The organism is Telluria antibiotica (assembly GCF_011682055.1).
Taxonomy (GTDB): Bacteria; Pseudomonadota; Gammaproteobacteria; order Burkholderiales; family Burkholderiaceae_D; genus Telluria; species Telluria antibiotica.
This window is the reverse complement of record NZ_JAAQOM010000030.1, coordinates 24,137-45,088: the sequence shown is the minus strand read 5'-3', so window position 1 is coordinate 45,088 and position 20,952 is coordinate 24,137. Positions and strand designations below refer to the sequence as shown.

The 20,952-nt window shown below is 68.7% G+C and carries 17 protein-coding genes and 1 pseudogene; 5 read left to right on the top strand and 13 right to left on the bottom strand.

Annotation, left to right across the window (positions count from 1 at the left end):
• Nucleotides 1-174 precede the first annotated feature (174 nt).
• The 5 genes from HAV22_RS30205 to HAV22_RS30185 are packed head-to-tail and all read right to left on the bottom strand — an operon-like array spanning nucleotide 175 to nucleotide 7,244.
• On the bottom strand, nucleotides 175-858 hold the full coding sequence (locus HAV22_RS30205) for an SOS response-associated peptidase (RefSeq protein ID WP_166865367.1): 684 nt from the start codon (nucleotides 856-858) through the stop codon (nucleotides 175-177).
• A gap of 12 nt (nucleotides 859-870) precedes the next feature.
• Nucleotides 871-2,067, bottom strand: a complete 1,197-nt coding sequence (locus tag HAV22_RS30200; RefSeq protein WP_166865365.1) for a PepSY-associated TM helix domain-containing protein — start codon at nucleotides 2,065-2,067, stop codon at nucleotides 871-873.
• Between the two features lie 10 nt (nucleotides 2,068-2,077).
• Nucleotides 2,078-4,186 (bottom strand): TonB-dependent receptor, encoded by a 2,109-nt coding sequence (locus HAV22_RS30195; RefSeq protein ID WP_166865364.1) that lies wholly within the window; start codon nucleotides 4,184-4,186, stop codon nucleotides 2,078-2,080.
• The gene (locus HAV22_RS30190) at nucleotides 4,183-5,382 is read right to left on the bottom strand and encodes an MFS transporter (RefSeq protein WP_166865363.1); all 1,200 of its coding nucleotides are present in this window, start codon (nucleotides 5,380-5,382) and stop codon (nucleotides 4,183-4,185) included. The genes HAV22_RS30195 and HAV22_RS30190 overlap by 4 nt, the downstream gene beginning before the upstream one ends.
• Nucleotides 5,379-7,244, bottom strand: coding sequence for an IucA/IucC family protein (locus tag HAV22_RS30185; protein WP_166865356.1), 1,866 nt, complete (start codon nucleotides 7,242-7,244; stop codon nucleotides 5,379-5,381). Before HAV22_RS30185 ends, HAV22_RS30190 begins: the two co-directional genes overlap by 4 nt.
• A gap of 240 nt (nucleotides 7,245-7,484) precedes the next feature.
• Here HAV22_RS30185 and HAV22_RS30180 point away from each other — a divergent pair, with 240 nt between their 5' ends.
• The 4 genes from HAV22_RS30180 to HAV22_RS30165 are packed head-to-tail and all read left to right on the top strand — an operon-like array spanning nucleotide 7,485 to nucleotide 12,006.
• A complete protein-coding gene (locus HAV22_RS30180; RefSeq protein WP_166865353.1) occupies nucleotides 7,485-8,027 on the top strand; it encodes a heme NO-binding domain-containing protein in 543 nt (180 codons plus the stop codon).
• Nucleotides 8,024-10,045 carry a GGDEF domain-containing protein gene (locus tag HAV22_RS30175; protein ID WP_166865351.1) on the top strand — a complete coding sequence of 674 codons (2,022 nt, stop codon included), beginning with the start codon at nucleotides 8,024-8,026 and terminating at the stop codon, nucleotides 10,043-10,045. The genes HAV22_RS30180 and HAV22_RS30175 overlap by 4 nt, the downstream gene beginning before the upstream one ends.
• A 37-nt stretch (nucleotides 10,046-10,082) precedes the next feature.
• Nucleotides 10,083-10,988: a tRNA glutamyl-Q(34) synthetase GluQRS gene (gluQRS, locus tag HAV22_RS30170; RefSeq protein WP_371869782.1), complete on the top strand. Its 906-nt coding sequence runs from the start codon at nucleotides 10,083-10,085 to the stop codon at nucleotides 10,986-10,988.
• Nucleotides 10,989-11,043: 55 nt separating this feature from the next.
• Nucleotides 11,044-12,006, top strand: a complete 963-nt coding sequence (locus HAV22_RS30165) for a hypothetical protein (protein WP_166865348.1) — start codon at nucleotides 11,044-11,046, stop codon at nucleotides 12,004-12,006.
• Between the two features lie 18 nt (nucleotides 12,007-12,024).
• Here the strand turns inward: HAV22_RS30165 and HAV22_RS30160 are convergent.
• The 6 genes and pseudogenes from HAV22_RS30160 to HAV22_RS30135 all read right to left on the bottom strand — a co-directional run.
• Nucleotides 12,025-12,225: pseudogene (locus tag HAV22_RS30160) on the bottom strand (GNAT family N-acetyltransferase); the annotation flags it as partial.
• A 293-nt stretch (nucleotides 12,226-12,518) separates the two neighbouring features.
• A complete protein-coding gene (locus HAV22_RS30155) occupies nucleotides 12,519-13,178 on the bottom strand; it encodes a thiol:disulfide interchange protein DsbA/DsbL (RefSeq protein WP_166865345.1) in 660 nt (219 codons plus the stop codon).
• A gap of 130 nt (nucleotides 13,179-13,308) precedes the next feature.
• Complete coding sequence (locus tag HAV22_RS30150; RefSeq protein ID WP_166865342.1) at nucleotides 13,309-13,515, bottom strand: oxidoreductase-like domain-containing protein; 207 nt, start codon at nucleotides 13,513-13,515, stop codon at nucleotides 13,309-13,311.
• Nucleotides 13,516-13,569: 54 nt separating this feature from the next.
• Complete coding sequence (locus tag HAV22_RS30950) at nucleotides 13,570-14,031, bottom strand: hypothetical protein (protein WP_208296442.1); 462 nt, start codon at nucleotides 14,029-14,031, stop codon at nucleotides 13,570-13,572.
• An 82-nt stretch (nucleotides 14,032-14,113) separates the two neighbouring features.
• Nucleotides 14,114-14,800, bottom strand: a complete 687-nt coding sequence (locus HAV22_RS30140) for a response regulator (RefSeq protein ID WP_166865339.1) — start codon at nucleotides 14,798-14,800, stop codon at nucleotides 14,114-14,116.
• Nucleotides 14,797-16,335, bottom strand: coding sequence for an ATP-binding protein (locus HAV22_RS30135; RefSeq protein ID WP_166865336.1), 1,539 nt, complete (start codon nucleotides 16,333-16,335; stop codon nucleotides 14,797-14,799). The genes HAV22_RS30140 and HAV22_RS30135 overlap by 4 nt, the downstream gene beginning before the upstream one ends.
• Nucleotides 16,336-16,529: 194 nt before the next feature.
• On the opposite strand from HAV22_RS30135, the gene HAV22_RS30130 reads away from it, so the two are divergent.
• Nucleotides 16,530-17,969, top strand: a complete 1,440-nt coding sequence (locus HAV22_RS30130; protein WP_166865333.1) for a methyl-accepting chemotaxis protein — start codon at nucleotides 16,530-16,532, stop codon at nucleotides 17,967-17,969.
• Between the two features lie 95 nt (nucleotides 17,970-18,064).
• On the opposite strand, the gene HAV22_RS30125 is transcribed toward HAV22_RS30130, so the two are convergent.
• Nucleotides 18,065-19,477, bottom strand: a complete 1,413-nt coding sequence (locus tag HAV22_RS30125; RefSeq protein WP_166865330.1) for an OmpP1/FadL family transporter — start codon at nucleotides 19,475-19,477, stop codon at nucleotides 18,065-18,067.
• Between the two features lie 153 nt (nucleotides 19,478-19,630).
• Nucleotides 19,631-20,836 (bottom strand): SGNH/GDSL hydrolase family protein, encoded by a 1,206-nt coding sequence (locus HAV22_RS30120; RefSeq protein ID WP_166865327.1) that lies wholly within the window; start codon nucleotides 20,834-20,836, stop codon nucleotides 19,631-19,633.
• Nucleotides 20,837-20,952 lie beyond the last annotated feature (116 nt).

Genomic DNA, 20,952 nt, shown 5'->3' with positions numbered 1-20,952 from the left:
AGGGTCGGGGATTTACCTCCACGATTAATGCTCGACCTCTATCGCCAGCCTTCCACCCTGTATTCTTTCATGCCCCGGGGCGGCCGCTCTGCAATGACCGTTAGGGTGGGCACCCCGTGCCCACGCGAAAGCCTGCGCTACGCACACGTTCGCGTGGGCGGAGGGCCGCCCACCCTACCAAAGGCTCTGCTGTTCCGGCTGCGCCTTCACGACGGGCGTTTTCGGCGCCGCCCACGCCTTCATCGCCTCGGCCGGATACGCGCGCAAAAAACTGCGCGCCAGCTCCGGATCGCGGCAGTGCAGCCACGCGTCGACGTCGCCAGGCGGCAGCACGACGAGCGCCCGCTTTTCGTCGTCCGGCTTGTGGAAGCGCCGCATCAGCGGATGATCGTCCGCGTTGATCGTGATCTGCGTGAACGACGCGCCGACCGTCCCGTCGGCCTCCGGCCATTCGCGCCACAGGCCCGCGACGAAGAACACGCTGTCGTCCTGCATGCCGATGCCGAAGCGCTCGGCGCGGCCGCTTTCGTAGCAGGGTTCGTAGAAACAGGTCATCGGCACGGCGCACAGCTGGGCGCGGCGCCAGGCCGGCGCGAACGAGCGCTTCTCGCCCAGCGATTCGGCGCGCGCGTTCATCGTGTCGAACGGCTTGACGCCGGCCGGGATGTGCCGGCGGGGCACCATGCCGTAGCTCGCCAGTTGCAAGGTGCGCTCGCCGTGCTCGCCGGCGCGTACGATCGGCGCGGTGTAATCCTTCCACGTCTCGGTGGGCCAGTCCCAGTCGCGGTAGAGGTCGACGAGGGTGCCGAGCACCATGTCGAGTTGTTCGGGCAGCGGAGGGCGGTAGTTGACGCACATGGCGGTCGATGGTCAGTGGCAGACCTCGGAAGTTTGACATAAACACGCCGACTGCGCGCGGCGCCTAGCCTGCCTGCGCTGCCACCACATGGCCAGCCCCGTCACGAGGAACGCGGTCGGTGCGATGCCGACGATGGTGATGACGATCCGCCCGGCCGTGCCGAACGCCTCGCCCGTGTGCAGCGGGAATTGCCAGTCGAGGAAGGCGTCGCCCGCGCGTGCGCGCAGCGGGTCGCGCACGCGCAGGACGCGGCCCGTCGACCCGTCGACCGTGACGCGGGTATTGCCGTCGCCCTGGCGCACTTCGCCCGGCTGGCGCAGGCGGACTTCGTACGGCAGGCCCGCCCGCGCCGGCAGCACGACGCGCGACACGCGCGCGGTCGGGAACGCGACGGCGGCCGCCTGCGCCGCCTGTGCCGCACCGATGGGGCGCAGGCCCGCCGCCGCATCGGGCTTGGGCTTGTCCTTGGGCGACACGGCCGCGATGCTGGCCACGACAGGCGTGATCCATTGCGGTTCGTTGAACAGGCAGCCCGAAAAGCCCAGCACCGCGAGCACGGGCGCGACGACGGCGCCGGCCGCGCGGTGAAAGCTGTAATTGAAACGCGGCCACGAGCCCCGGTGCGCGACGGTGAGCGCCTTGCGCCAGGCGGCGACGGTCGCCCTGGGCCACCACAGCACGACGCCCAGCACCGTCATCGACAACAAGGCGAGGCCCGAGACAGCGATGACGGTCTTGCCCACGTCGCCCGCGAGCAGGTAGCGGTGCAGGTGGAACAGCGTGGGCATCAAGAAGGGCCGGGACAGGCCCGGCTCGCCCCATACGCGCTCGCCCGTGACGGCGAGGGTGGCCGGGTCGATCATGACCTGGCGCGAGCGGTCCGTCGTGAACGGTCCGCGTCCGGCCGGCGGCGGCAGGCGGTACCATGCGACGGCCACTTCGCCGGCGCCCTCCGGCAGCGCCAGTTGCGTGGGGCGGCCGTACGCGGGATCGGCGGCCAGCCGGTCGACGATGCGTCCGACGTCGGCCGGCTGCAGGGACGCGCGCGTCGTCGCCAGGAACAGGGCGGGGTTCAGCATGCCGTCGAGTTCATGCATCCACGCGAGGGCGCAGCCGGTGAGGCCGGACAGCGCGAACAGGCCGCCGAAGACGAACGCCACGGCCAGGTGCACGCGCCGGAACAGGGCGCGGAGGGAACCGCTTACCATCGCGCGGCCGTCAGAAGCGGTAGCGCGCGCTGACCAGCACCGTGCGCGGTTCGCCCGGCATGTTGTAGTCGTTGGCGCCGCTGTGCGCGGAGACGAAATACGTCCGGTTCGCGACGTTGCGCACGGTGACCGTCACGTCGACGTTGCGGCCTTCGTAGCCGGCGCCCAGCTGCAGCACGCCGTAGCCCGGCAGCGTGGTCAGGTCGTCCGGCGACGCGTAGCGGCTTGACTCCGCGCGCGCGCCGGCCGCGACGTAGAACGCACCGTCCAGGCGGTGCTTGATCCAGGCGTTGAACGTGTGGCGCGGCGTCAGCGCGGCCGTGTTGCCTTCGAACGGCTTGCCGGCCGACGTCAGCTCCGTCGAATCCTCGATCGTGCCGCGCATGTTCGCGTAGCCGGCGATGGCGTCCCAGCCGGGCGCCAGTTCGCCCGAGAAGCTCACTTCGAGCCCGCGCGTGCGCTGGCGGCCGACCGGAAGCGAGAAGTTGGTGTTGGCTGGATCGGCGACCTGGATGTTCGACTGCGTCATGTCGAACAGCGCGGCCGTCAGGCTGGCACGCGCCGACAGGTCGAGCTTCACGCCCGCTTCCTTGTTGACGGTCTGCGTGGGCTTCAACGTGTCGCTGTTGGCGCGGAACGTGAACGAATCGGCGATGGGCTGGAACGACCGGTTCCACGACGCGTACACGGCCACGCGATTCGTCGGCTGGTACACGGCGCCGAGGCGCGGCGACCACGTGTCGTCGACGCGGTGCAGGTCGAGGTTCTTCGCCGTGCGGTCGTCGCGGTCCTGCTTCAGGTGGTCGTGGCGCACGCCGGCCAGCACCTTCCACTCGGGCGTGAGCGCCACGAGGTCCTGCACGTACAGGCCGGCGATGTCGACGCGGTTCCGGTTGTCGGCGCTCGGGGTGACGGCATCCGGCAGCACGGGCAGGTCGACGAGCACGGGGTGGAACAGATCATAGGTCGCCACGTTGCCCTTCGAGCGCAGCACCTCGCGCTTGTTCTGGCGCCCGAGTTCCAGGCCGTACAGCAGCTTGTGGTTCGTCGTGCCCCAGTCGACCGTCTGCGCCAACTCGTTCTGCAGGTAGCGGCCGTCCTCGTCGCGCAGGCGGTGGGTCTGGCCGATGGAGACCGTGGGATGCGCGCCGTCCTTGATGGTGCCGATCGACGTGTAGTTGCGGTCGAGCGCGAAGTCGTAGGCGCGCAGCACCGTGTGCAGTTTCAGGTCCGGCGAGAACGCGTGGTCGAGCGTCGCGGTCGCGCTTTTCACGTCGCTCTGGACGAATGCGCGCTCGCTGCCGTTCGCGGCGCCGAAATAGGTGTCGGTCGGGACGTCGACGGGGCGGCCGTGGTAGCTCGGCACGCCCTGGTCGGCGAGGCGCTTGTCGTGCAGGTAGTCGGCTTGCAAGGTCAAGGTCGTGGCCCCGGTCAGCTTGAACGTGCCCGACGGCGCGAGCGCCTGGCGGCGCAGGAAGTAGCGGTCGCGGAATCCGGTCGAGTCCTCGACGGCGCCCGTCAGGCGGAACAGGGCGTCCTTGTCGCTGCTTGCCGTGCCGACGTCGAACTCGCCCCGGCGCTGGCCGCGCGAGCCGACCGTGACACCCGCCTCCAGCAGCGGATCGGCCAGCGGCTTCTTCGTGACGCGGTTGACGAGGCCACCGGCCGAGCCGCGCCCGTACAGCACGGACGCCGGGCCTTTCAGCACTTCGACGCGCTCGATGTTGGACAGGTCGCGGAAGTACATCGCGTCGTCGCGCACGCCGTCCACGAACTGGTCGCTGATGGCGGAGAAGCCGCGGATCGTCACCTGGTCGCGCTGGCCGTCGCCGACGGAAAACGACAGGCCCGGCACGTTCTGCAGCGCGTCCTGCAGCGACAGCGCGTTCTGGTCGTGCAGCACGACGGCCGGCACCACGTTCACCGTCTGCGGGACGTCGCGCAGCGGCACGTTGATCTTGGTGGCCGTCGTGCTGTCCGTGACTTCGTACGAGCGGGTGTCGATTTTCTTGTCCTTGACGACCACCTCCGGCATCGCCGGTTCTTCGGCATGGGCCTGCGCGGCGAGGCTGCAGGCGAGGGCGACGAGGTAGGGTAAAGGGCGGAGTGCGAAATTCATGAAATCCCTGTTGGTGTTTGGAGTTGTTGGAAAAAATTCGAGTGGGTGCGGATGACGCGCAGGCCGATGGCGGCGAGTGCGTACAGCAGCGCGACGGTCCAGAACATGGCGTCGAGAGGTACCCATGCGAGGGCAAGTCCGCCCGCGCCGGCGCCGAGCAGCGCGCCCGCCTTCGCGGCCGCATTGCCGGCGCCGAGGACGCGGCCCTGCTCGTCGTCCGCCGTTTCGCGCGACAGCAGGCCATAAAAGACGGGCAGCAGCGCGGCGAGGCACACGCCCCACAGCACGCGCGCGGCCACGAACAGGACGATGTTCGTGGCGAGGGCCTGCACCGCGACGACGGCGACGCACGCCCAGCAAATCCACTCGACCTGGGCAAGCACGCGCGCATGCGACAGGCGCGCGAAGCGGCGCGCCCAGAACGGCGCGGCCGCGCACAGGCCCAGCGCGGTGCCGGCGTAGCACAGGCCCGTCACACGGTTCGATACGTGCAGCACCTCGGCGGCGTAGAGGCCGAAGAACGTCTGCGGCATCATCTTCCCCGCCTGGACCAGGACGATGCCGAGCAGCAGGCCGAGCACCGTGCCGTGCAGCACCGCCGGACGCGCACGCGTGCCGGATGGGGCAACGGCAGGCAGCGGGGCGACGGGCGGCAGCACGAAGGCGGCCACCGCCGCGCACAGCAGGCAGGCCGCGCCAGCCCATACGTTCACGCTGGCGAAGCCGCGTGTATCGAACAGCCAGCCGCCGAGCACGGCGCCGGCGACGGAGCCGATCGCGGTCGCGGCCTGCAGCTGCGCCATCAGCGCGCCGCGCGCAGCGCGCGTGACGAGCCGCGCGCCGTAGGCCTGGGCGGCCGCGATGAAGCCCGCGAGGGCGCCCTGCAGCAGGCGCACCGCCAGCACGACGGCCACGCTGTCCGTCGCGGCGATCCACCACTGCGTGGCGGCCAGCGCGAACAGGGCGCGCAGCAGCATGGGCTTGTGGCCGATGCGGTCACCCAGCCGGCCCCACCACGGTGTCGTGCACATCGCCATGAGCATGGGGCCCGCGTACGCGACGGCGCTGACCCACGCGAGCGTCGCAGGCGACAGGCCACCCAGGCGGCGCAAATGCAGGGGCCAGAACGGGCCGCTCATCTCCATGGCGCCCATCGCCACGAGCTGCAGCGCGAACAGCCAGCGCGTCGTCGTCATGCGAGCGGATTGCCCATCGTGCCGTGCACGTCGTCCTGCGTGTCGGACATGCGCATGCGCAGGAAGGCTTTCGCGGGCCAGTCGTGTTCCAGCAGCGCCGCGCGTTCGGCGTGCCAGCGGCGCGCGTCGACGCGTGGACGCAGCGAGGAAAACACGCGGTCGATTTCGCGCCGCAGCACGTCCCAGAAATAGCGCTCGGGATGGCCGTACGCGCGCGCCAGCAGCAGCGCCAGTTCGGCCAGATGGCACAGCAGCACGGCGTGCAGGAGCTTGTCGCGCACGGGCGCATCGTCGTCGTACACGGTGAAGCCGGCGCGGTAAGGCTCGATCACGAGGCCGGCGCGGGACAGCGTGGGACCGTGGATGCGCAGGTCGCCGAAGTCGCGCGCCAGCAGCTGCACGGGCGCATAGACCCCATCGAGCACGATGAAGCTGTTCTGCTGGTGCGCCTCGAACGCGATGCCGTACACGAGGTAGGCGGACAGCAGCGCCGTCAGCACGGTGCGCGCATGCTGTTCGAAGTAGGCGACGGCGCCGTTGGCATGGTCGCCGTAGGCCAGTGCGACGAGCTCCGTCGCCAGCGGCCGGCCGCTGAACGGCGATTCCGCGAACAGGGCGCCGACGGGTACGGGAAAGCGCGTGGCGCCGGCCTTGGCCATCGGGTTGTCGCGGTACAGGATCGCGAGGTGGCGCGCGCGGTCGTCGCCGCCGTGCGGGTCGATGTAGTGCAGGCCCACTTCCTCGCGCACGACGTCGAGCGTGCCGCCGAAGCCACCCTCGAGGTCGAGCACGGTGGCGAGCAGGCGCGTGATGCGCGGGCCCATCACGGTGGACTTCGGAGAGACTGTCCGCTGGACGCTGGTCAGGCGCAGCGACACCGGCAGCTTCAGGTGCGGCAGCACCGGCGAGCCGTTCGGGACGACGGTGCGGAACGACATGGTCGGCGTCGCGTCGAGGGCGATGTCGTCGAACAGGACCAGGTCGCCCTGCGCGATCTCGGCGGCGAACTTCTGCGGGATTACGCGGCTGGCCTGGAACGGATGGAGGGGAAGCGGCAACCAGTCATCCGGTGCCTCGCCAAGTGCAACGAGCCCGGCTGTCCAGCGCTGCGCCGCCTGCGGGAAGTGCCGCGCGAACCACGTGGCGTAGTCGCCCGTGCCGTCCGCGAACGTCACGCGGGCCTTGTCGGCGCGCAGCGCGGCCAGCGGCACGGACAGCGTCGGCTGGAATTCCGGCGACAGCGCCAGGACCTCGTCCGGCGACAGGCCGAGCTTGGTCTTGAACGTCGGATGCCACGGGTGGCCCAGCGTGCCCCATTGTTCCAGCAGCAGGGCGGGATTGGGATGGCCGGACTGGCGCAGCGCCGCGATGAAACGGGCGTCGGCCGCGCCCAGCTGCGCGCGCAGGGCCTGCGCCCACGTCCGACGGTAGCCCAGGCACAGCACATCGTTGGCAAGGCTGTTGTCGAGTTCGTGGACGAGGCGTTGCAGATCCGCGCCCCGTCCCCTGTCCGGCAGGGAAGGCGCCACGCAGGCCAGCAGCACCGCCGCATGCGTGACCGGCTGCGGGCGCTCCCCGGTAGCGTAGTACGACACGCATCCCGCCAGCCGGCAATCGCCGATGCGGCCGATGGCCAGGCCGTCGAAACGCAGCATGCCCTGTTGCGACCAGAGCGGGAGCCACGACACCGCGCCCTCCGTGATCAATTGGTCCCGGTTCAGGATGTGTTCGCGGAACAGGGCCTGCAACGTTCTCTGCAGGCTGCGCCGGCGCGCTTCGGACCAGGCTAGTTCCGTGGCCACGGCATCGAATGGATGATCGGTGCCGTGCGCGGTGTCGTGTCGCTTTGGTATCGCGTTCATATCTTGCCTTATCAATAACGGAAAGATAGGATAGCGTAAACGCGAATCATTCTCAATACTATTCTTGATTGGGCGGCGGAAGATCGGCGTTCGCGTGGCATGCACGCCGAGCGGTATCGTGGATATCCCGTAGTAACGCAAATCCCGATTGATTTAGTTCGTTGGTATTATTAATATAATTCAACGTAAATAATCAGTTTTGCAACACGTCGAGGATCGGCATGGGCAGTCAGGAGTGAAGTGAAAGGTATCGTTTTTAATTTATTGGAAGAAGCCGTCAGCGACAGCTTTGGTGACGACGCATGGGATCGATTGCTCGATGCCGCGGACCTGGAAGGTGCCTACACGTCGCTCGGCAGTTATGACGACGCCGAGATTGCCGCTCTGGTACGCGCGGCAGCGGAAGCCCTGAAAATACCCGAGGATACCGTTCTGCGCTGGTTCGGCAGGCGGGCCATGCCGATGCTGGCGCAGCGCTATCCAGCGCTCTTCGCCAGCCATGCGAACGCACGCAGCTTCCTGTTGAGCTTGAACAGCATCATCCATCCCGAGGTATGCAAGCTGTATCCAGGTGCGCAAACGCCGGTGTTCGATTTCGACACGAGCGTCGCCGGCCTGCTGAAGATCGGCTACAACTCGCGGCGTCGTCTGTGTGCGCTGGCCGATGGGTTCATGCACGGCGCGGCCACGCATTTCGGCGAGAGGATCGAACTCGAGCAGCACGAGTGCATGCATCGTGGCGATACGAGGTGCGTTTTCCACTTGCGTTTCGAACCGCAATGAGCGGCCCCGACGAAGGCGGCGCGGACGCGGAGATCGCCCGCCTGCGCCGACGTGTGCGCAGGGAAGCAGCCGCACGCCTGGAGGCGGAGGCGATCGCCGAAAAAGGCTTGCGCGACCTGTTCCAGCGCCAGCAGGAAATTTCCCTGCTGGAGAGTATCGCCGTGGCCGCCAACGAGGCGGATGACGTGCATGAGGCGATGAAACGTGCGCTCGAAGCCATGTGCCGTTATGCCGAGTGGCCCCTCGGCAATCTCTGGCTCGTGTCCGGACACCAGGACCAGCAAGGGCTCCACGCTACCGCCATCTGGTACGACGAGGCTGCGCAGGGCGGCAGCGATCCGCATCAGGAATTGCGCACGCGCACCGAAGCAGGCACGTTCTCGCTCGGCGCCGGGTTGCCGGGGCGGGCCGCGCTGAGCGGCAGGCCGGAGTGGGTTGCCACGGATGCCCCCGGCGAGATCGAGTTGCCGCGCCTGTCTTTGATCGTCGGCGCCGGCTTTGCTTCGCTCGTCGCCTGCCCGGTCATGATCGCCAACGAGGTGGTCGCGGTCCTGAAGTTCTTCAGCCGCAAGTGCGAAGTGCCGGAGGAATCGCTGCTGCGCCTGATGGCCCAGGTGGGCACCCAGCTTGGCCGCGTGTTCGAGCGGCGTCGCGCGGGGGACAAGCTCATGCACAATGCGCTGCACGACCCGCTGACCCAACTGGGCAACCGCAGACTGTTCCTGGATCGCATCGGGCACCTGCTGCAGCGCCTGAAGCGCAAGCCGGGCAATCATTTTGCCGTGCTGTTCGTGGACCTCGACCGCTTCAAGTCGATCAACGACGGTCTCGGACACCCGTCGGGCGACCAGTTGCTCGTCGCGACGGCCCGGCGGCTGACGGCCTGCCTGCGCCAGGACGACCTGGTGGCGCGCGATCCTGCGTTCGCGCACGAGCACCTGGTCGCCCGCCTTGGCGGCGACGAATTCGTGATCCTGCTCGACCAGATTGGCAGCGCCGAGCACGCGATCCGGGTTGTCGAACGCATCATGAGCGTGCTGGCCGAACCGTTCGAGGTGGCCAGCCAGCGTGTGTTCGTGACGGCCAGCGTGGGCGTCGCGCTGAGCGCCACCGGCTATGCCAATGTCGAGGATATCTTGCGCGATGCCGACATCGCGATGTACCACGCCAAGCAGGCCGGGCGTGGGCGCTGGATGATGTTCGACCAGGCCATGCAGCTGGCTGCCGTGCACCGCCTGCAGATGGAGGCGGACCTGCGCGACGCCATGCATCGGCAACAGTTGTTCCTGGAGTACCAGCCGATCGTCGCGCCGCACGACGGCCGCGTGCGCGGCTTCGAGGCCCTGTTGCGCTGGCGTCATCCGGTGCATGGGCTGGTACCGCCGGCCAGGTTCATTCCAATCGTCGAAGAAACCGGCCTGATCGACCCGATCGGCGCATGGGTCCTGCGCGAAGCGTGCTGCCAGTTGCGCGACTGGCAGCAGGCCTTCGACATGCACCTGACCATGAGCGTGAACGTGTCGGCCATCCAGTTCGCGGACGGCGGCTTCATCGACGTGGTGACGCGCGCGCTGGCCGAAACCGGTATCGCGCCCGCCAGCCTCAAGCTCGAACTGACCGAAACCGCCGTGATGGCCGATGCCGAGAAGGCACTCGCCGTGTTCGCGCAATTGAAAGCCCTCGGCGTGCGGGTCAGCCTCGACGATTTTGGTACCGGCTATTCCTCGCTCAGCTACCTGCGCCGCCTGCCGATCGACACGCTGAAGATCGACCGCTCGTTCATCAGCAAGCTCGATTGTTTCGACGACAAGCGCCAGATCGTCGAAGTCGTCCTGATGCTGGCCCGTGCGCTGGGCATGGACGTGGTGGCGGAAGGGGTGGAGACCGAAGCCGAGTTGGCCTTGCTGCGCGACATGGGCAGTGATCTCGTGCAGGGCTATTTTTATTACCGCCCGCTTGCGCCGGACGTCGCCGCGCAGGTCCTGGCCGGGCAGTTCGCACCGGTCGCGATGTGCTAAGGTACGGACTTCCCGAATCCGTCGACCTGTCACTGAAGTGAGTATCCAACCGGCCGTTCCGATCCTCCAGCCGTATGTCGGCCGCTTCGCCCCATCGCCCACGGGGCCGCTGCACGCCGGCTCGCTGGTCGCCGCGCTGGCCAGCTACCTCGATGCGCGCGCCCACGACGGCACGTGGCTCATCCGCATCGAAGACATCGACGAAGGCCGCAGCGTGCCCGGCGCCGCCGAGGACATCCTCGATCTGCTGCAGCGCCTCGGCATGACGTCCGACCGCGAGGTCGTGTGGCAGAGCCGCCGCAAGCATTTGTACGCGGCCGCCTATGACCGCCTGGCCGGCCACGTCTATCCGTGCGGTTGCAACCGCCGCGAGATCGCCGATTCGCGCCTCGGCGTCGCACCCGACGGCGCCGCGATCTACCCGGGCACCTGCCGCCACGGCCTCGCGCCGGGCCGCAGTCCGCGCAGCCTGCGCCTGCGCGTGCCCGACGCGGGCGACGACGTCATCACGTTCCACGACCGCATGGCCGGTGTCGTCACCCAGCGGCTGGCCAGTGAATCGGGCGACTTCGTGCTGAAGCGGGCCGACGGCTACTGGGCGTACCAGCTGGCGGTCGTCGTCGACGATGCGGAGCAGGGCGTGACGGACGTCGTCCGGGGCGCCGACCTGCTCGACTCCACGCCGCGCCAGATCTTCCTGCAGCGCCTGCTGGGCGTGCCCACGCCGCGCTACCTGCACGTGCCCGTCGTGCGCAATGCGGCCGGCGAGAAGCTGTCGAAGCAGACGGGCGCGCTGGCAGTGCGGCCCGGCGACGAGGCGGGCGCCGTGGCCGCGCTGCGCGAGTCTGCAGGCTTTCTGCGGTTGGACGTGCCGCCGGCAGGATCGCTGGCGGAATTCTGGCGGCTGGCCGTGCCGGCGTGGAGGGCGCTGGTCGCGTCGTAGGCGCCTTGAAATCGGAAAGCTTGGCATACTCGCAGAAAAACACGCGGACACGACCATGCGATCCTTCCTTGCCGTCTTGCTCCTGACATCCGCCGCGGGCGTCGTTCGCGCACAGGACGCCTCCCTGCTGGCCGGCGCGATGCGCGTCGACAAAGACCACGGCGACGCGTCGTTCGCCGTCAACGTCGGCTACACGCAGCGCGTGACGCCGTGGCTCGCGCTCAGCGCCGACTACCTGAACGAAGGCCACCCCCGGCTGCACCACCGCGACGGCCTGGGCGCGCAGGTGTGGCTGCACACGCGGGTGCCGACGCGCGGCTGGTCGTTCGGCGCCGGCGTCGGGCCCTACTATTATTTCGACACGACGACCGGCAACGGCTCGCTGAGCGACTACCGCAACGAACATGGCTGGGGCGAGCTGGCGAGCATCGACGTTATCTATCACCTGCATTCGCACGCGTACGTGGAAGCGCGCCTGTCGCACACGAGCGGCCTGCGCGACCGCGACACGACGGAGCTGATGGTCGGCATGGGCTACGAGCTGGGCACGGTGCCGAACTGGGAGCGCCGCGAGAACGCGAACCGCGGCGATCGGACGCTCCTCGTGCTGGCCGGCCGCTCCATCGTGAACAGCTTCAAGTCGGAAAAGGCGACGGCCTGCGGCATCGAATACCGCGACACGATCAATCCGAACACGGAGTGGAGCGTGATCCTGATGGACGAGGGCAAGGTCGGGGTGGCCGAACGCATCGGCGTCTCGAGCCAGGTGTGGCTGCTGCGCCCGTTCACGGACCGCACCGTGCTGGAGCTGGGGTTCGGCGCGTACGGCGTGCGCGACCAGCTCGATCGCACCGACGCCGAAGCGGAGCGCGTGACGCGCCTGGCCGGGCTGGCGTCGATCGGCATGCGCTATCGCATCAACGACACGTGGCGCGCGCAGCTGACGTGGAACCGCGTGATCACGGACTACCACCGCGATTCTGACGTGTTCCTGCTGGGGGCAGGCGTCGTGTTCTGATGCCGGCTGTCCGGATGCTCAATGCGCGCCGAGCTTGAGTTCCCAGTAACCCACGTCGAGCCAGCGCCCGAATTTCTTGCCGACTTCCGAGAAGTGCGCGACCTTGCGAAAGCCGAGCGCTTCGTGCAGCCCGGCGCTGGCATCGTTCGGCAGCGCGATGCCGCCGATGACGACGTGCAGGCCGCGTTCGCGCAGGCGCGCGAGCAGGGCGCCGTACAGCGGCTGCCGACCTAAATGGACCTGTGACCACGCAAACAGAGCAGAGTATTGGTTTGCGCGATGTTCATTCCGCGGGCCTGTTCGATGTGGAGCTGTTTGGCTCGTCCGAAAGAAAAATATCTGGCCGGGTGGTCGGGCCGGTCAGGCGCATTTCTGCATGTAGGCCGAGCGACCCACCGGCCGTCGGGATTTGATTAGTGATTTGTGTTGCGGACGATGGCGCCATTTTTTCCAACGGATGCCTTGGCCGCATGTTGAACAAATCCAGGTAACGTCCCTCGCCTAAGTCGGCACTACTTCGCCGCCGCCTTCACCACCAGCGCATCCATGATCTGCAACGTCGCACCAAAGATCTGCGGTTCACTCGTCGCCCGCACCGCAGCCTGCGCCATCGACGGGCTGGTCTGGTATTTCCCGTCGATGACGACGGTCGGAACGGATTCCACTTTGTAATCGGCGACGGTTTTCGGAAGACGGCGCAGCTTGGTCTGCACGCCGAACGAGTTCCAGGCGTCGAGGAATTTGGCGCGGTCGATGCCGTTCTTGCTCACCCAGTCGATGATCGCGGCGTCCTGGTTGAGTCGCAGCCGATCGACGTGGAATGCCTTGAACACCTTCGGTTGCATCTCTTCGGATTTGCCCATCGCTTCCAGCGTGAGGAACAAATGCGCTTCCGGATCGTTTGGCCCGCTGTACGGATAAGGCATGCGGCGGAATTTGATCTTGTCGCCCTGCTGTTTCACCCAGCGTTCGAGGTCGGGCTCGAATGCATTGCAATGGGGGCAGTGGTACATGAAGAATTCGATGACCTCGACTTTTTTCCCGGCGGTCTGCACCGGTTGCGGTGTACCCAGCGTAACGTACTCGACGCCTTGTTGAGGCGCAGTCGGAGAGGCGATGGCGGCGCTGGCGCACAGCGCGGCCGCGACCAGGGCGATAAAGGATAGACGCATGGCGGATGAAAAGTAGGTGATGAAACATCGAGATCGAACCAGTCGCAGGCGAATGGTCCAAAGCCAGCAATGATGTTATCACTTTGATTCGCCCGGGAAACTATCTAATAGTCACCGGCACGGCCGAGGATTATTGCTCGACAGGTTTGCCAGCCTGGTCCGGATGCCTGGCTTCCCACCCGGCCAGCGCCTGCTTGTAATTCTCCAGCAGCATCTGGTAGACGTCGAAAATGCAGTTCGGGCAGCCCGAGCCGCAGCAATCCTCGAGCGCCGGTTCGATGGGCGGCAGCGGGCGCGGGTCGGGGTCGGGTGTGGTGGGTGGGACGGGATCGGACATGCGCGCAGCATACCCATTCGCGCCCCGAAAGTCGAGGCGCGCCCGTCCCGCTGGTCAACCGTTCAGCTCATAGCTGCGCAGCACGAACACCGTCTTGCCGTTCTTCCTGGCGCAGACACCTTCCATGACTTCCCCTTCGCCCAGGCGCCACGTGAGGGCGCTGCCGGCCGGCTTGCTCGCGCACGCCGCGTGCGCCGCGGCCGGGATCGGCGGCAGCTTCGGTGGCGGAGGCGGCGCAGGCACCGCCGGCATGGCAGGCATGGATGGCAAGGCCGGCAGGGCGGGTGGCACGCCTGCCTCGGCGCTGTCCATCGGGGGCGGAGCGGGAGGCGCCGGCGGCGCAGGTGGGGCTGGCGGTGCCGGCGGGGCGGGCGGGGGCGGGCACTTGCCCGTGTCCGTCTCGCAGTGGATGCGCACGTGCACGCGCGCGTCGCGGTCGTGGTCGTCCGTCGTCGTCTGCGCCAGCGCGGGCGCGACGGCGGCGCCCAGCAGGATGCCGAAAATGGCAGTCTTCATGTCGTTCTCCTTGTCGCGGCCCGCGCCACGCGGCGGGCCATGCGTGCATCGTGCATCCCGATTGTGGAGAAAAAATGAAGGCTCAGAGGTCGAAGCGGTAGCCGAGGCCGTAGATCGCGTGGATCGCCTCGACACCCGGCAGCACGGCGTCGAGCTTGCGCCTGAGGTTCTTGACGTGGCTATCGATGGCGCGGTCCGTCACGTCGAGGCTCGCGTTGCCCTCGCGCGCGAGGTCCAGCAGCTGGGCGCGCGAGAACACCTGGCCGGGACGGCGCGCCAGCGCGGCCAGGATGCCGTATTCCGTCGGCGTCAGGTCGAGCGGCTTGCCGTGGACGGCGATGCGGCGCGCGGCCGTGTCGATCGCGACGACAGGCGCTTGCCGGGCCGACTGGCCCGCGCGGCGCAGGATCGCCTTGATGCGCGCGACGAGTTCGCGCGGGCTGAAGGGCTTGCACAGGTAGTCGTCCGCGCCCGCGTCGAGTCCGAGCAGGCGGTCGATTTCTTCCACGCGCGCCGTCACCATCACGATGGGCAGCGCGGCCAGCACGGGGTCGGCATCGGCGCGCAGCGCGCGGCACAGCGACAAGCCGTCGAGGCCCGGCAGCATCAGGTCGAGCACGACGAGGGCGGGCGGGTCCCGGCGCAGCGCGGCCAGCGCGGCGGCGCCGTCGCCGTGCACGTCGGCCGTGTAGCCGGCCGCGCGTGCGTAGTCGGCCATGAGCGCCGCCAGCTCCGGTTCATCCTCGACGATGGCGATGCGTGCGTTCATGCGGTATCTCCGGCAAGCGGCAGCGCGATCGTGGCACGCAGGCCACCTTGCGGCGCGTGCGCGAACGCGAGCGTGCCGCCTTGCGCTTCCAGCAGCCGGCGGCACAGCGCGAGTCCGAGCCCGGCGCCGCCGTGCGCGCGGCTGCGCGAAGCGTCGACGCGGTAGAAGCGTTCGCCCAGGTGCGCGAGGGCGGCGTCCGGCACGCCCGGCGCACCGTCGTCCAGGTGCACGAGGAGGCGGCCGCCATGCGCGTGCGCGTGCAGGCACACGCGGCCACCCGGCGCCGTGTAGCGCAGGCTGTTTTCGAGCAGGTTGTCGAGCACTTGCCGCATGCGGTCGGGGTCCGCGCGCACGTCGGCCGCCGCGGGCGCGGCGCCGATGTCGAGCCGCAGGCCGGCCTGCGCGAACCGCTCGGCGAAACCCTGCGCCCCGGCGCGCGCGAGCGTCCACAGGTCGAGCGGCACGGGCCTGCAATCGAGCGCGCCGACGTCCGCGCGGGCCAGCACATATAACTCGTCGATCAGCTTGTTCAGCGCGAGCACCTGGCGCAGCATGGCGTCGAGCGTGTCCGGCGTCGCGCTGCGCACGCCGTCCTGCAGCGCTTCCAGCAGGGCGCGCAGCACGGCCAGCGGCGTGCGCAGTTCGTGCGACGTGTCGGCGACCCATTGGCGGCGCGCCGCTTCCGCGCCGGCCAGGCGGCCCGCCAGCGCGTTGAAGTGGCGCGCCAGGTCGCCCAGTTCGTCGCTGCGGCGGGCGTCCAGGCGCAGGTCGAAGCGGCCCTCGGCCAACGCACGGCTGCCCGCGGCCAGTTGCCGGATCGGGCTGCGGAAGTGGCGCGCCAGCAGCACGGCGGCAACGGCGCTGAGCAGCACCGCGAGCGCGACGATCTGCCACAAGCTGCTGGTGAGCTGGCGCAGGAAGGCGTACGCGAGCGCGTCGCTGGGCCGCGCACTGCGGGCGACGGTCAGGTAGCCGACCGTGCGGCCGCCGACGTCGAGCGCGCGCCGCGCCAGCACGGCGTCCGGGCCGGGACGGCGGCCGGCGAGCCAGGCGCCGCGCGCGTCGAGCAGCGAGATGCGGCGTGCCAGCGGCAGCGGAGCGGGGTCGACGTCGGCCGCAGGGGGCGCCGGCGGCATCGCGGCCACGTCCGGAGGGGGCAGCGGCGGCAACGGCGGCGGTGCCGGCGGCGCGGGCGGGGCCGGTGGCGCCGGCGAGGCGACCGGCGCGACGGGCGCCGGCGCGGGCGACGTCGCCACCGGGACCCCGTCCGCGCGCTGGCGCTGCAGGCGCGCGAGCTCCTGCGCGATCCAGTCGGCGCGGGCGTCGCCCGGTATGAAATCCCAGCCGCCGCGGGCACGGTACTGGCGCGCGAGCGAGTTCGACAGGTCTTCCAGGCGGTCCAGTTCGATGCCGACCGCATACTCGCCGAAGCCGGCCAGCACGTTCTGGCGCAGCAGGAACACGGCGGCAGCTGCCACGGCGAGGATCGCGAGCAGGACGGATGCGAACAGGCGGTGGCCGATCGAGAGTTTCAAGGCAGTGGCGGATTGACGGTCATCATGCCATTCTAGGATATTTCGTGTGGTAAATACGACGTGGTAGCGCTGCCTACAGGAAATGGCTAGACAGGGTATTGACTTTGCCGAATGATGACATGTATCCAAAATGCAGTTATATTTTCCATAAATTAAGTCGTCGGTCGAACTAATAAGGTAAATCGGGAGACAGCATGTTGAATTGGTTGAGGGCGACGTTCGTACCGTCCGCCTCGGCATTCGCGCCCACGGGCAGGTCGGGCATGACGTCACGGGTACGCAGTCTCGTGCTGAATGCGCGCGATGGCAGCATCCGTACGGCGATCAACGCGGCGCGTCTGCGCAAGGAAGTCGACCAGTCGCTGGACAAGGCGAAGGCCCAATACGAGGCATCGCGGGAGCTGGCCGCGTCGGCACTCGACGTGACGACGCTGTCGGCGAACGTCAAGGCGGGCACGGACGAGATCGCGGACACGGCGGGCCGCAACCTGACCGTGGCGCGCGCGTCGATGGACGAATTGCAGCGCCTGGAAGCGCGCATGCGCGCCATCGAGGAAAGAGTCGACGGCTTCGCGCGCACCGTCGGGCAGCTGGACCACCACGCGCGCTCGATCAGCGAATTCGGCGGCATCATCCAGCGCATCGCCAACCAGACGAACCTCCTGGCCATCAACGCGGCGATCGAGGCGGCGCGCGCGGGCACGGCGGGCCGCGGCTTCGCCGTCGTGGCGGCCGAAGTGCGCCGGCTGTCGCAACTGGTGAACGAGGAGACGTCGAAGATCGCGGGCGTCAACAGCGAGATGCTCGCGCTCGTCGAGTCGACCACGGACGCCACGCAAGCCATCCTGGAAGGCGTGAACGTGTCCGCGCGCGAGGTTGGACAGGCGGCCGGCCACTTCAAGACCTTCGTCGCCGACTTCGAGCGCATGACGGGCACCGTCAACGAGATGGCCGTGGCGATGCAGTCGCTGGACAGCATCAGCCAGTCCATCGGCCGCCAGGTGGGCGACATGGCGACGAATGCGTCCGAGACGGGCAAGGCGATGGCCGACGCGTCGCGCCGCGTCGACGAGGTGCGCGCGACGACAGAGGAAATGCAGGGCGTGCTGGCCGAGTTCCGCACGGGCGGTACGCCGTTCGATGGCCTCGTGGAGGCGACGACGCAACTGCGGGGCGCCGTCAGCCGCTGCCTGGAAGGGCACCTCGCGCGCGGCGTCGACATCTTCGACCAGGCGTACCGGAGGATCGAGGGTTCCGACCCGCCGCGTTTCACGACGGGCTACGACCGCACCGTAGAGCGCGACCTGCAGGCGCTGTACGACCGCGTGCTGAAAGACCTGCCGGGCTGCGCGTACGCGCTGGCCGTCGACACGCGCGGCTATGCGCCGACCCACAACAGCAAGTTCTCGCAGACGCCGACGGGGTGCCGCGAGCACGATCTCGTCTACTGCCGCAACAAGCGCATCTTCGACGACCCGGTCGGCGCCAAGCTGGCCGCGAACCGCAAGCCGTTCCTGTTCCAGACCTATCTGCGCGATACCGGGGAGGTGATCAACGATCTGTCGATGCCGCTCGAGATCGGCGGCCGGCATTGGGGCGCGGTGCGCGTCGGGTTCGATTCGTCCAAGTTGTAACGCCAACGAAACGCGACGTTACGCGTGGGCTCGGGGAGCCCACCTTACCAAGGCTGTCGTAGGGTGGGCACCCCGTGCCCACGCGGACGTCTGCGTCAGAACTTGTAGTTGTACGCCAAGCCAATCAACTGCATGCGCGTCTTCCACGTCCCGCGCGTCGTCTCGCCGTTGCCGGTGCAGGTCGTCATCAGCGGGTTGCAGTTGTTCGTGTAGTTGCCGCTCGCGTCGTTGAAGTGCAGCCAGCTGTACGCCAGGTCCAGCGACGAGGCCGGGGTCAGCTTCCAGTTCGCGCCGAACGACAGTTGCAGGCGGTCCGCGTCCGGCAGCGCCGCGTGGCGCAGCGTGTCGCCCTGGATCGGCGCGTCGTCGTGCGCGATACCCGCGCGCAGGACCGTCGTGTCGTTCAGCTGGTAGTTCGCGCCGAGCGCCACGCGCACGGTGTTCTTCCACTGCTGGCGGATCACGAGGTCGCCCACGCCGGCGCCGACGAACTGGATGTTGATGTCCTGCAGGCGCGAGTTGCGCGTCCACGTCACGTCGGCCATGCCGGCCCATTTCGGATCGAACTGGTGGAACGCGTTGATCGACAGCGTCTCCGGCGTGCTCACGTCCACGCGCGACGCCGAGTTGGCGTGGTGGGAGGCGCCTTGCAGCACCTTGTTGACGACGGCATCACTCGTGACCGTCGAGAAGTCCCACACGGCGCCACCCTTCAACTCGTGCTTGATCGACGAGCGGTACGCGATGCCGAAGCGCGTGTTCACATCGGGCGAGTACAGGTAGCCCACGTTGAAACCATAGCCCCAGTCCTTGCCGTCCACGCCCGCGTGCGCGTCGCCCGCGGTCGCCAGCGCGGCCGGGTTGCCGCCCAGTGCGATGATCTGGCCGACCAGCGCGGCACCGGCACCCGCCGCCTTCGCGGCGGCGATGGAGCCCGGCACGTCCACGGACTGGCCCAGGCGCGCCTTCATGTATTCGATGTCGATGCCGAAGCCGAAGCTGTGCTGCTCGGAGAGCTTGAACGCCACCGACGGGTTGACGTTCACGGATTCCAGCTTGATGTTGTTGAGCGAGTAGCGGCCCGACCAGTTGCTGTCGTAATCGAGCTTGGTACCGTACGGGACGAACACGCCCAGGCCGGCCGTCCACTGGCCGTCGATCTTCTGGCTGTAGTACAGCGACGGGCCGGCGACGACGCCCGGCGCGTAGGAGTCCTGCGACGTCTTGCCGCCCGTGGACGTGCCGGTGAAGCGGGTCGAGCCGCCGTCCTGGAACGTCGAATGCGGCACGACGGCCGTGATGCCGCCCATGATCTGGCGGCCGTCCAGGCGCGACAGGCCGGCCGGGTTGGTGAAGATGGTGGATGCGTCGGCTGCTTCGGCGCCGTTGGCGTCCGCCGTGCCCTGTGCGGACACGCTCTGGGAGCCGAAGCGGTAGCCGGAGGCGGTCGCGTCGAGCGACGTGCCCAGGGCCAGGGCGACGAGCAGGGTCAGGTGTTTCTTGTTCATCAGGTCTCGCTCCAAATAATGATGTTCGATCCGCTCCCCGATCCAAGGCTGGCCGGGGTCGGCGGGTGCCGAAGCATACACCATTTCGCACGACCGTTCTATTTCTGTTGTGTCACCGACACGTGCGGCCGGACGCGCCGGCCGCGGTCAACGTCAGGAGCGCAGCAGGCGCAGGTCGACCTGTCGCGCCATCACGCGGTAGCCTTCCTCGTTCGGATGCAGGTGGTCGCCGCTGTCGTACGCGGGGTTCAGGCGCGTCGGGTCGGCCGGGTCGCGCAGCGCCGCGTCGAAGTCGACGACGGCGTCGAACACGCCGGACGTGCGGATCCACGCGTTGACGGCCTGGCGCTCGCGCTCGATGTCGGCGGAATGGAAGCGCTTCGCGCCCGCCAGCGGCATCAACGTGCCGGCCCAGATGCGCACCCCGCGGGCGTGCGCACGCGCCGCCAGCGCGCGCAGGCCGGCTTCGACCTGCTCGGCCGTCACGTGCTCGGTTGGTGCCGCCAGCAGGTTCGTGGCCGTGAGGTCGTTCAGGCCCGCGTGTACGAGAATCCAGCGCACGCCCGGCTTGTCGAGTCCATCGCGCGCGAAGCGGCTCGTCGCGCTCGGGCCGATGTACGGGTCGGCGCCGTCGCGCAGCACGCGGTTGCCCGCGATGCCGCCGTTGGCGATGCCGATGCCGGTCAGTGCCGGGTCGGCTTGCAGGCGGGCGGCCAGCGCGTCGGGCCAGCGCGCGTCGTGGTCGGTGCCCGAACCGACGCCGTCCGCGATCGAGTCGCCGACGATCGCGAGCGTGCGGGCCGGGCGCGGACCCTCGACCTCGACGTCGCTGAGGAAGTAGCGGCTGTCGTCCGTGGCGGCGGAGGGGAGGTCGGCGGCCGCCGTCGCGTCGCCCGGCACCTTCATGTACACCGTCTGCAGCGCGAAGCCATGGATCGTCGAGACATCGACCTTCTGCGGCAGGTACAGGCTGACGGCGAGCGGTTGCAGCGCGCGGACGGCCATGTCGGCGGGGTCGCTCAGCGCGCTGGCGCCGGGCGCGATCGTGACGGTGGCCTTGCCGCCGAACGTCAGCGCGCGGTCGCTGCCGGGCGTCACGCGCGCGCAGCCCGCGGACAGGCCCACGTGGGCCGCGCCGATGACCAGCGGCCGCGTGCCGAACAGGTTCGACAGGCGGATGCGCACGCGCGCGCCGCTGGTTGTCGTGCGCACGACCTGGCGCAGGGTCTGCGCGTCAAGCGCCGGTCCGGCCGAATCGGGCGCCGTGGCCCAGGCCGTGCGCCAGCCGTCGTTCGGCGCCGCCGTGGCCGCGCCGAGGAATGAGAGGAAGAGCAGGGCCGTCAATACGCGTTTGAGCATGGCAGGGATAACGGGAGTCGACGAGAAGACGCATGCTCACATCCTGTTGTCGCCGCATCAACTATTACATGTGCTAGCCCGGCGCGGCGCGGACGCCCATTGACGTGTTGCCATCC

Bases quoted from the DNA above. Each gene is read 5' to 3' on its own strand.
- HAV22_RS30130 (WP_166865333.1), top strand. From the start codon at position 16,530: ATGTTGAATTGGTTGAGGGCGACGTTCGTACCGTCCGCCTCGGCATTC.
- HAV22_RS30950 (WP_208296442.1), bottom strand. From the start codon at position 14,031: ATGAAGACTGCCATTTTCGGCATCCTGCTGGGCGCCGCCGTCGCGCCC.
- HAV22_RS30195 (WP_166865364.1), bottom strand. From the start codon at position 4,186: ATGAATTTCGCACTCCGCCCTTTACCCTACCTCGTCGCCCTCGCCTGC.
- HAV22_RS30190 (WP_166865363.1), bottom strand. From the start codon at position 5,382: ATGACGACGACGCGCTGGCTGTTCGCGCTGCAGCTCGTGGCGATGGGC.
- HAV22_RS30150 (WP_166865342.1), bottom strand. From the start codon at position 13,515: ATGTCCGATCCCGTCCCACCCACCACACCCGACCCCGACCCGCGCCCG.
- HAV22_RS30165 (WP_166865348.1), top strand. From the start codon at position 11,044: ATGCGATCCTTCCTTGCCGTCTTGCTCCTGACATCCGCCGCGGGCGTC.
- HAV22_RS30140 (WP_166865339.1), bottom strand. From the start codon at position 14,800: ATGAACGCACGCATCGCCATCGTCGAGGATGAACCGGAGCTGGCGGCG.
- HAV22_RS30125 (WP_166865330.1), bottom strand. From the start codon at position 19,477: ATGAACAAGAAACACCTGACCCTGCTCGTCGCCCTGGCCCTGGGCACG.
- HAV22_RS30185 (WP_166865356.1), bottom strand. From the start codon at position 7,244: ATGAACGCGATACCAAAGCGACACGACACCGCGCACGGCACCGATCAT.
- HAV22_RS30200 (WP_166865365.1), bottom strand. From the start codon at position 2,067: ATGGTAAGCGGTTCCCTCCGCGCCCTGTTCCGGCGCGTGCACCTGGCC.
- HAV22_RS30120 (WP_166865327.1), bottom strand. From the start codon at position 20,836: ATGCTCAAACGCGTATTGACGGCCCTGCTCTTCCTCTCATTCCTCGGC.
- HAV22_RS30175 (WP_166865351.1), top strand. From the start codon at position 8,024: ATGAGCGGCCCCGACGAAGGCGGCGCGGACGCGGAGATCGCCCGCCTG.
- HAV22_RS30155 (WP_166865345.1), bottom strand. From the start codon at position 13,178: ATGCGTCTATCCTTTATCGCCCTGGTCGCGGCCGCGCTGTGCGCCAGC.
- HAV22_RS30205 (WP_166865367.1), bottom strand. From the start codon at position 858: ATGTGCGTCAACTACCGCCCTCCGCTGCCCGAACAACTCGACATGGTG.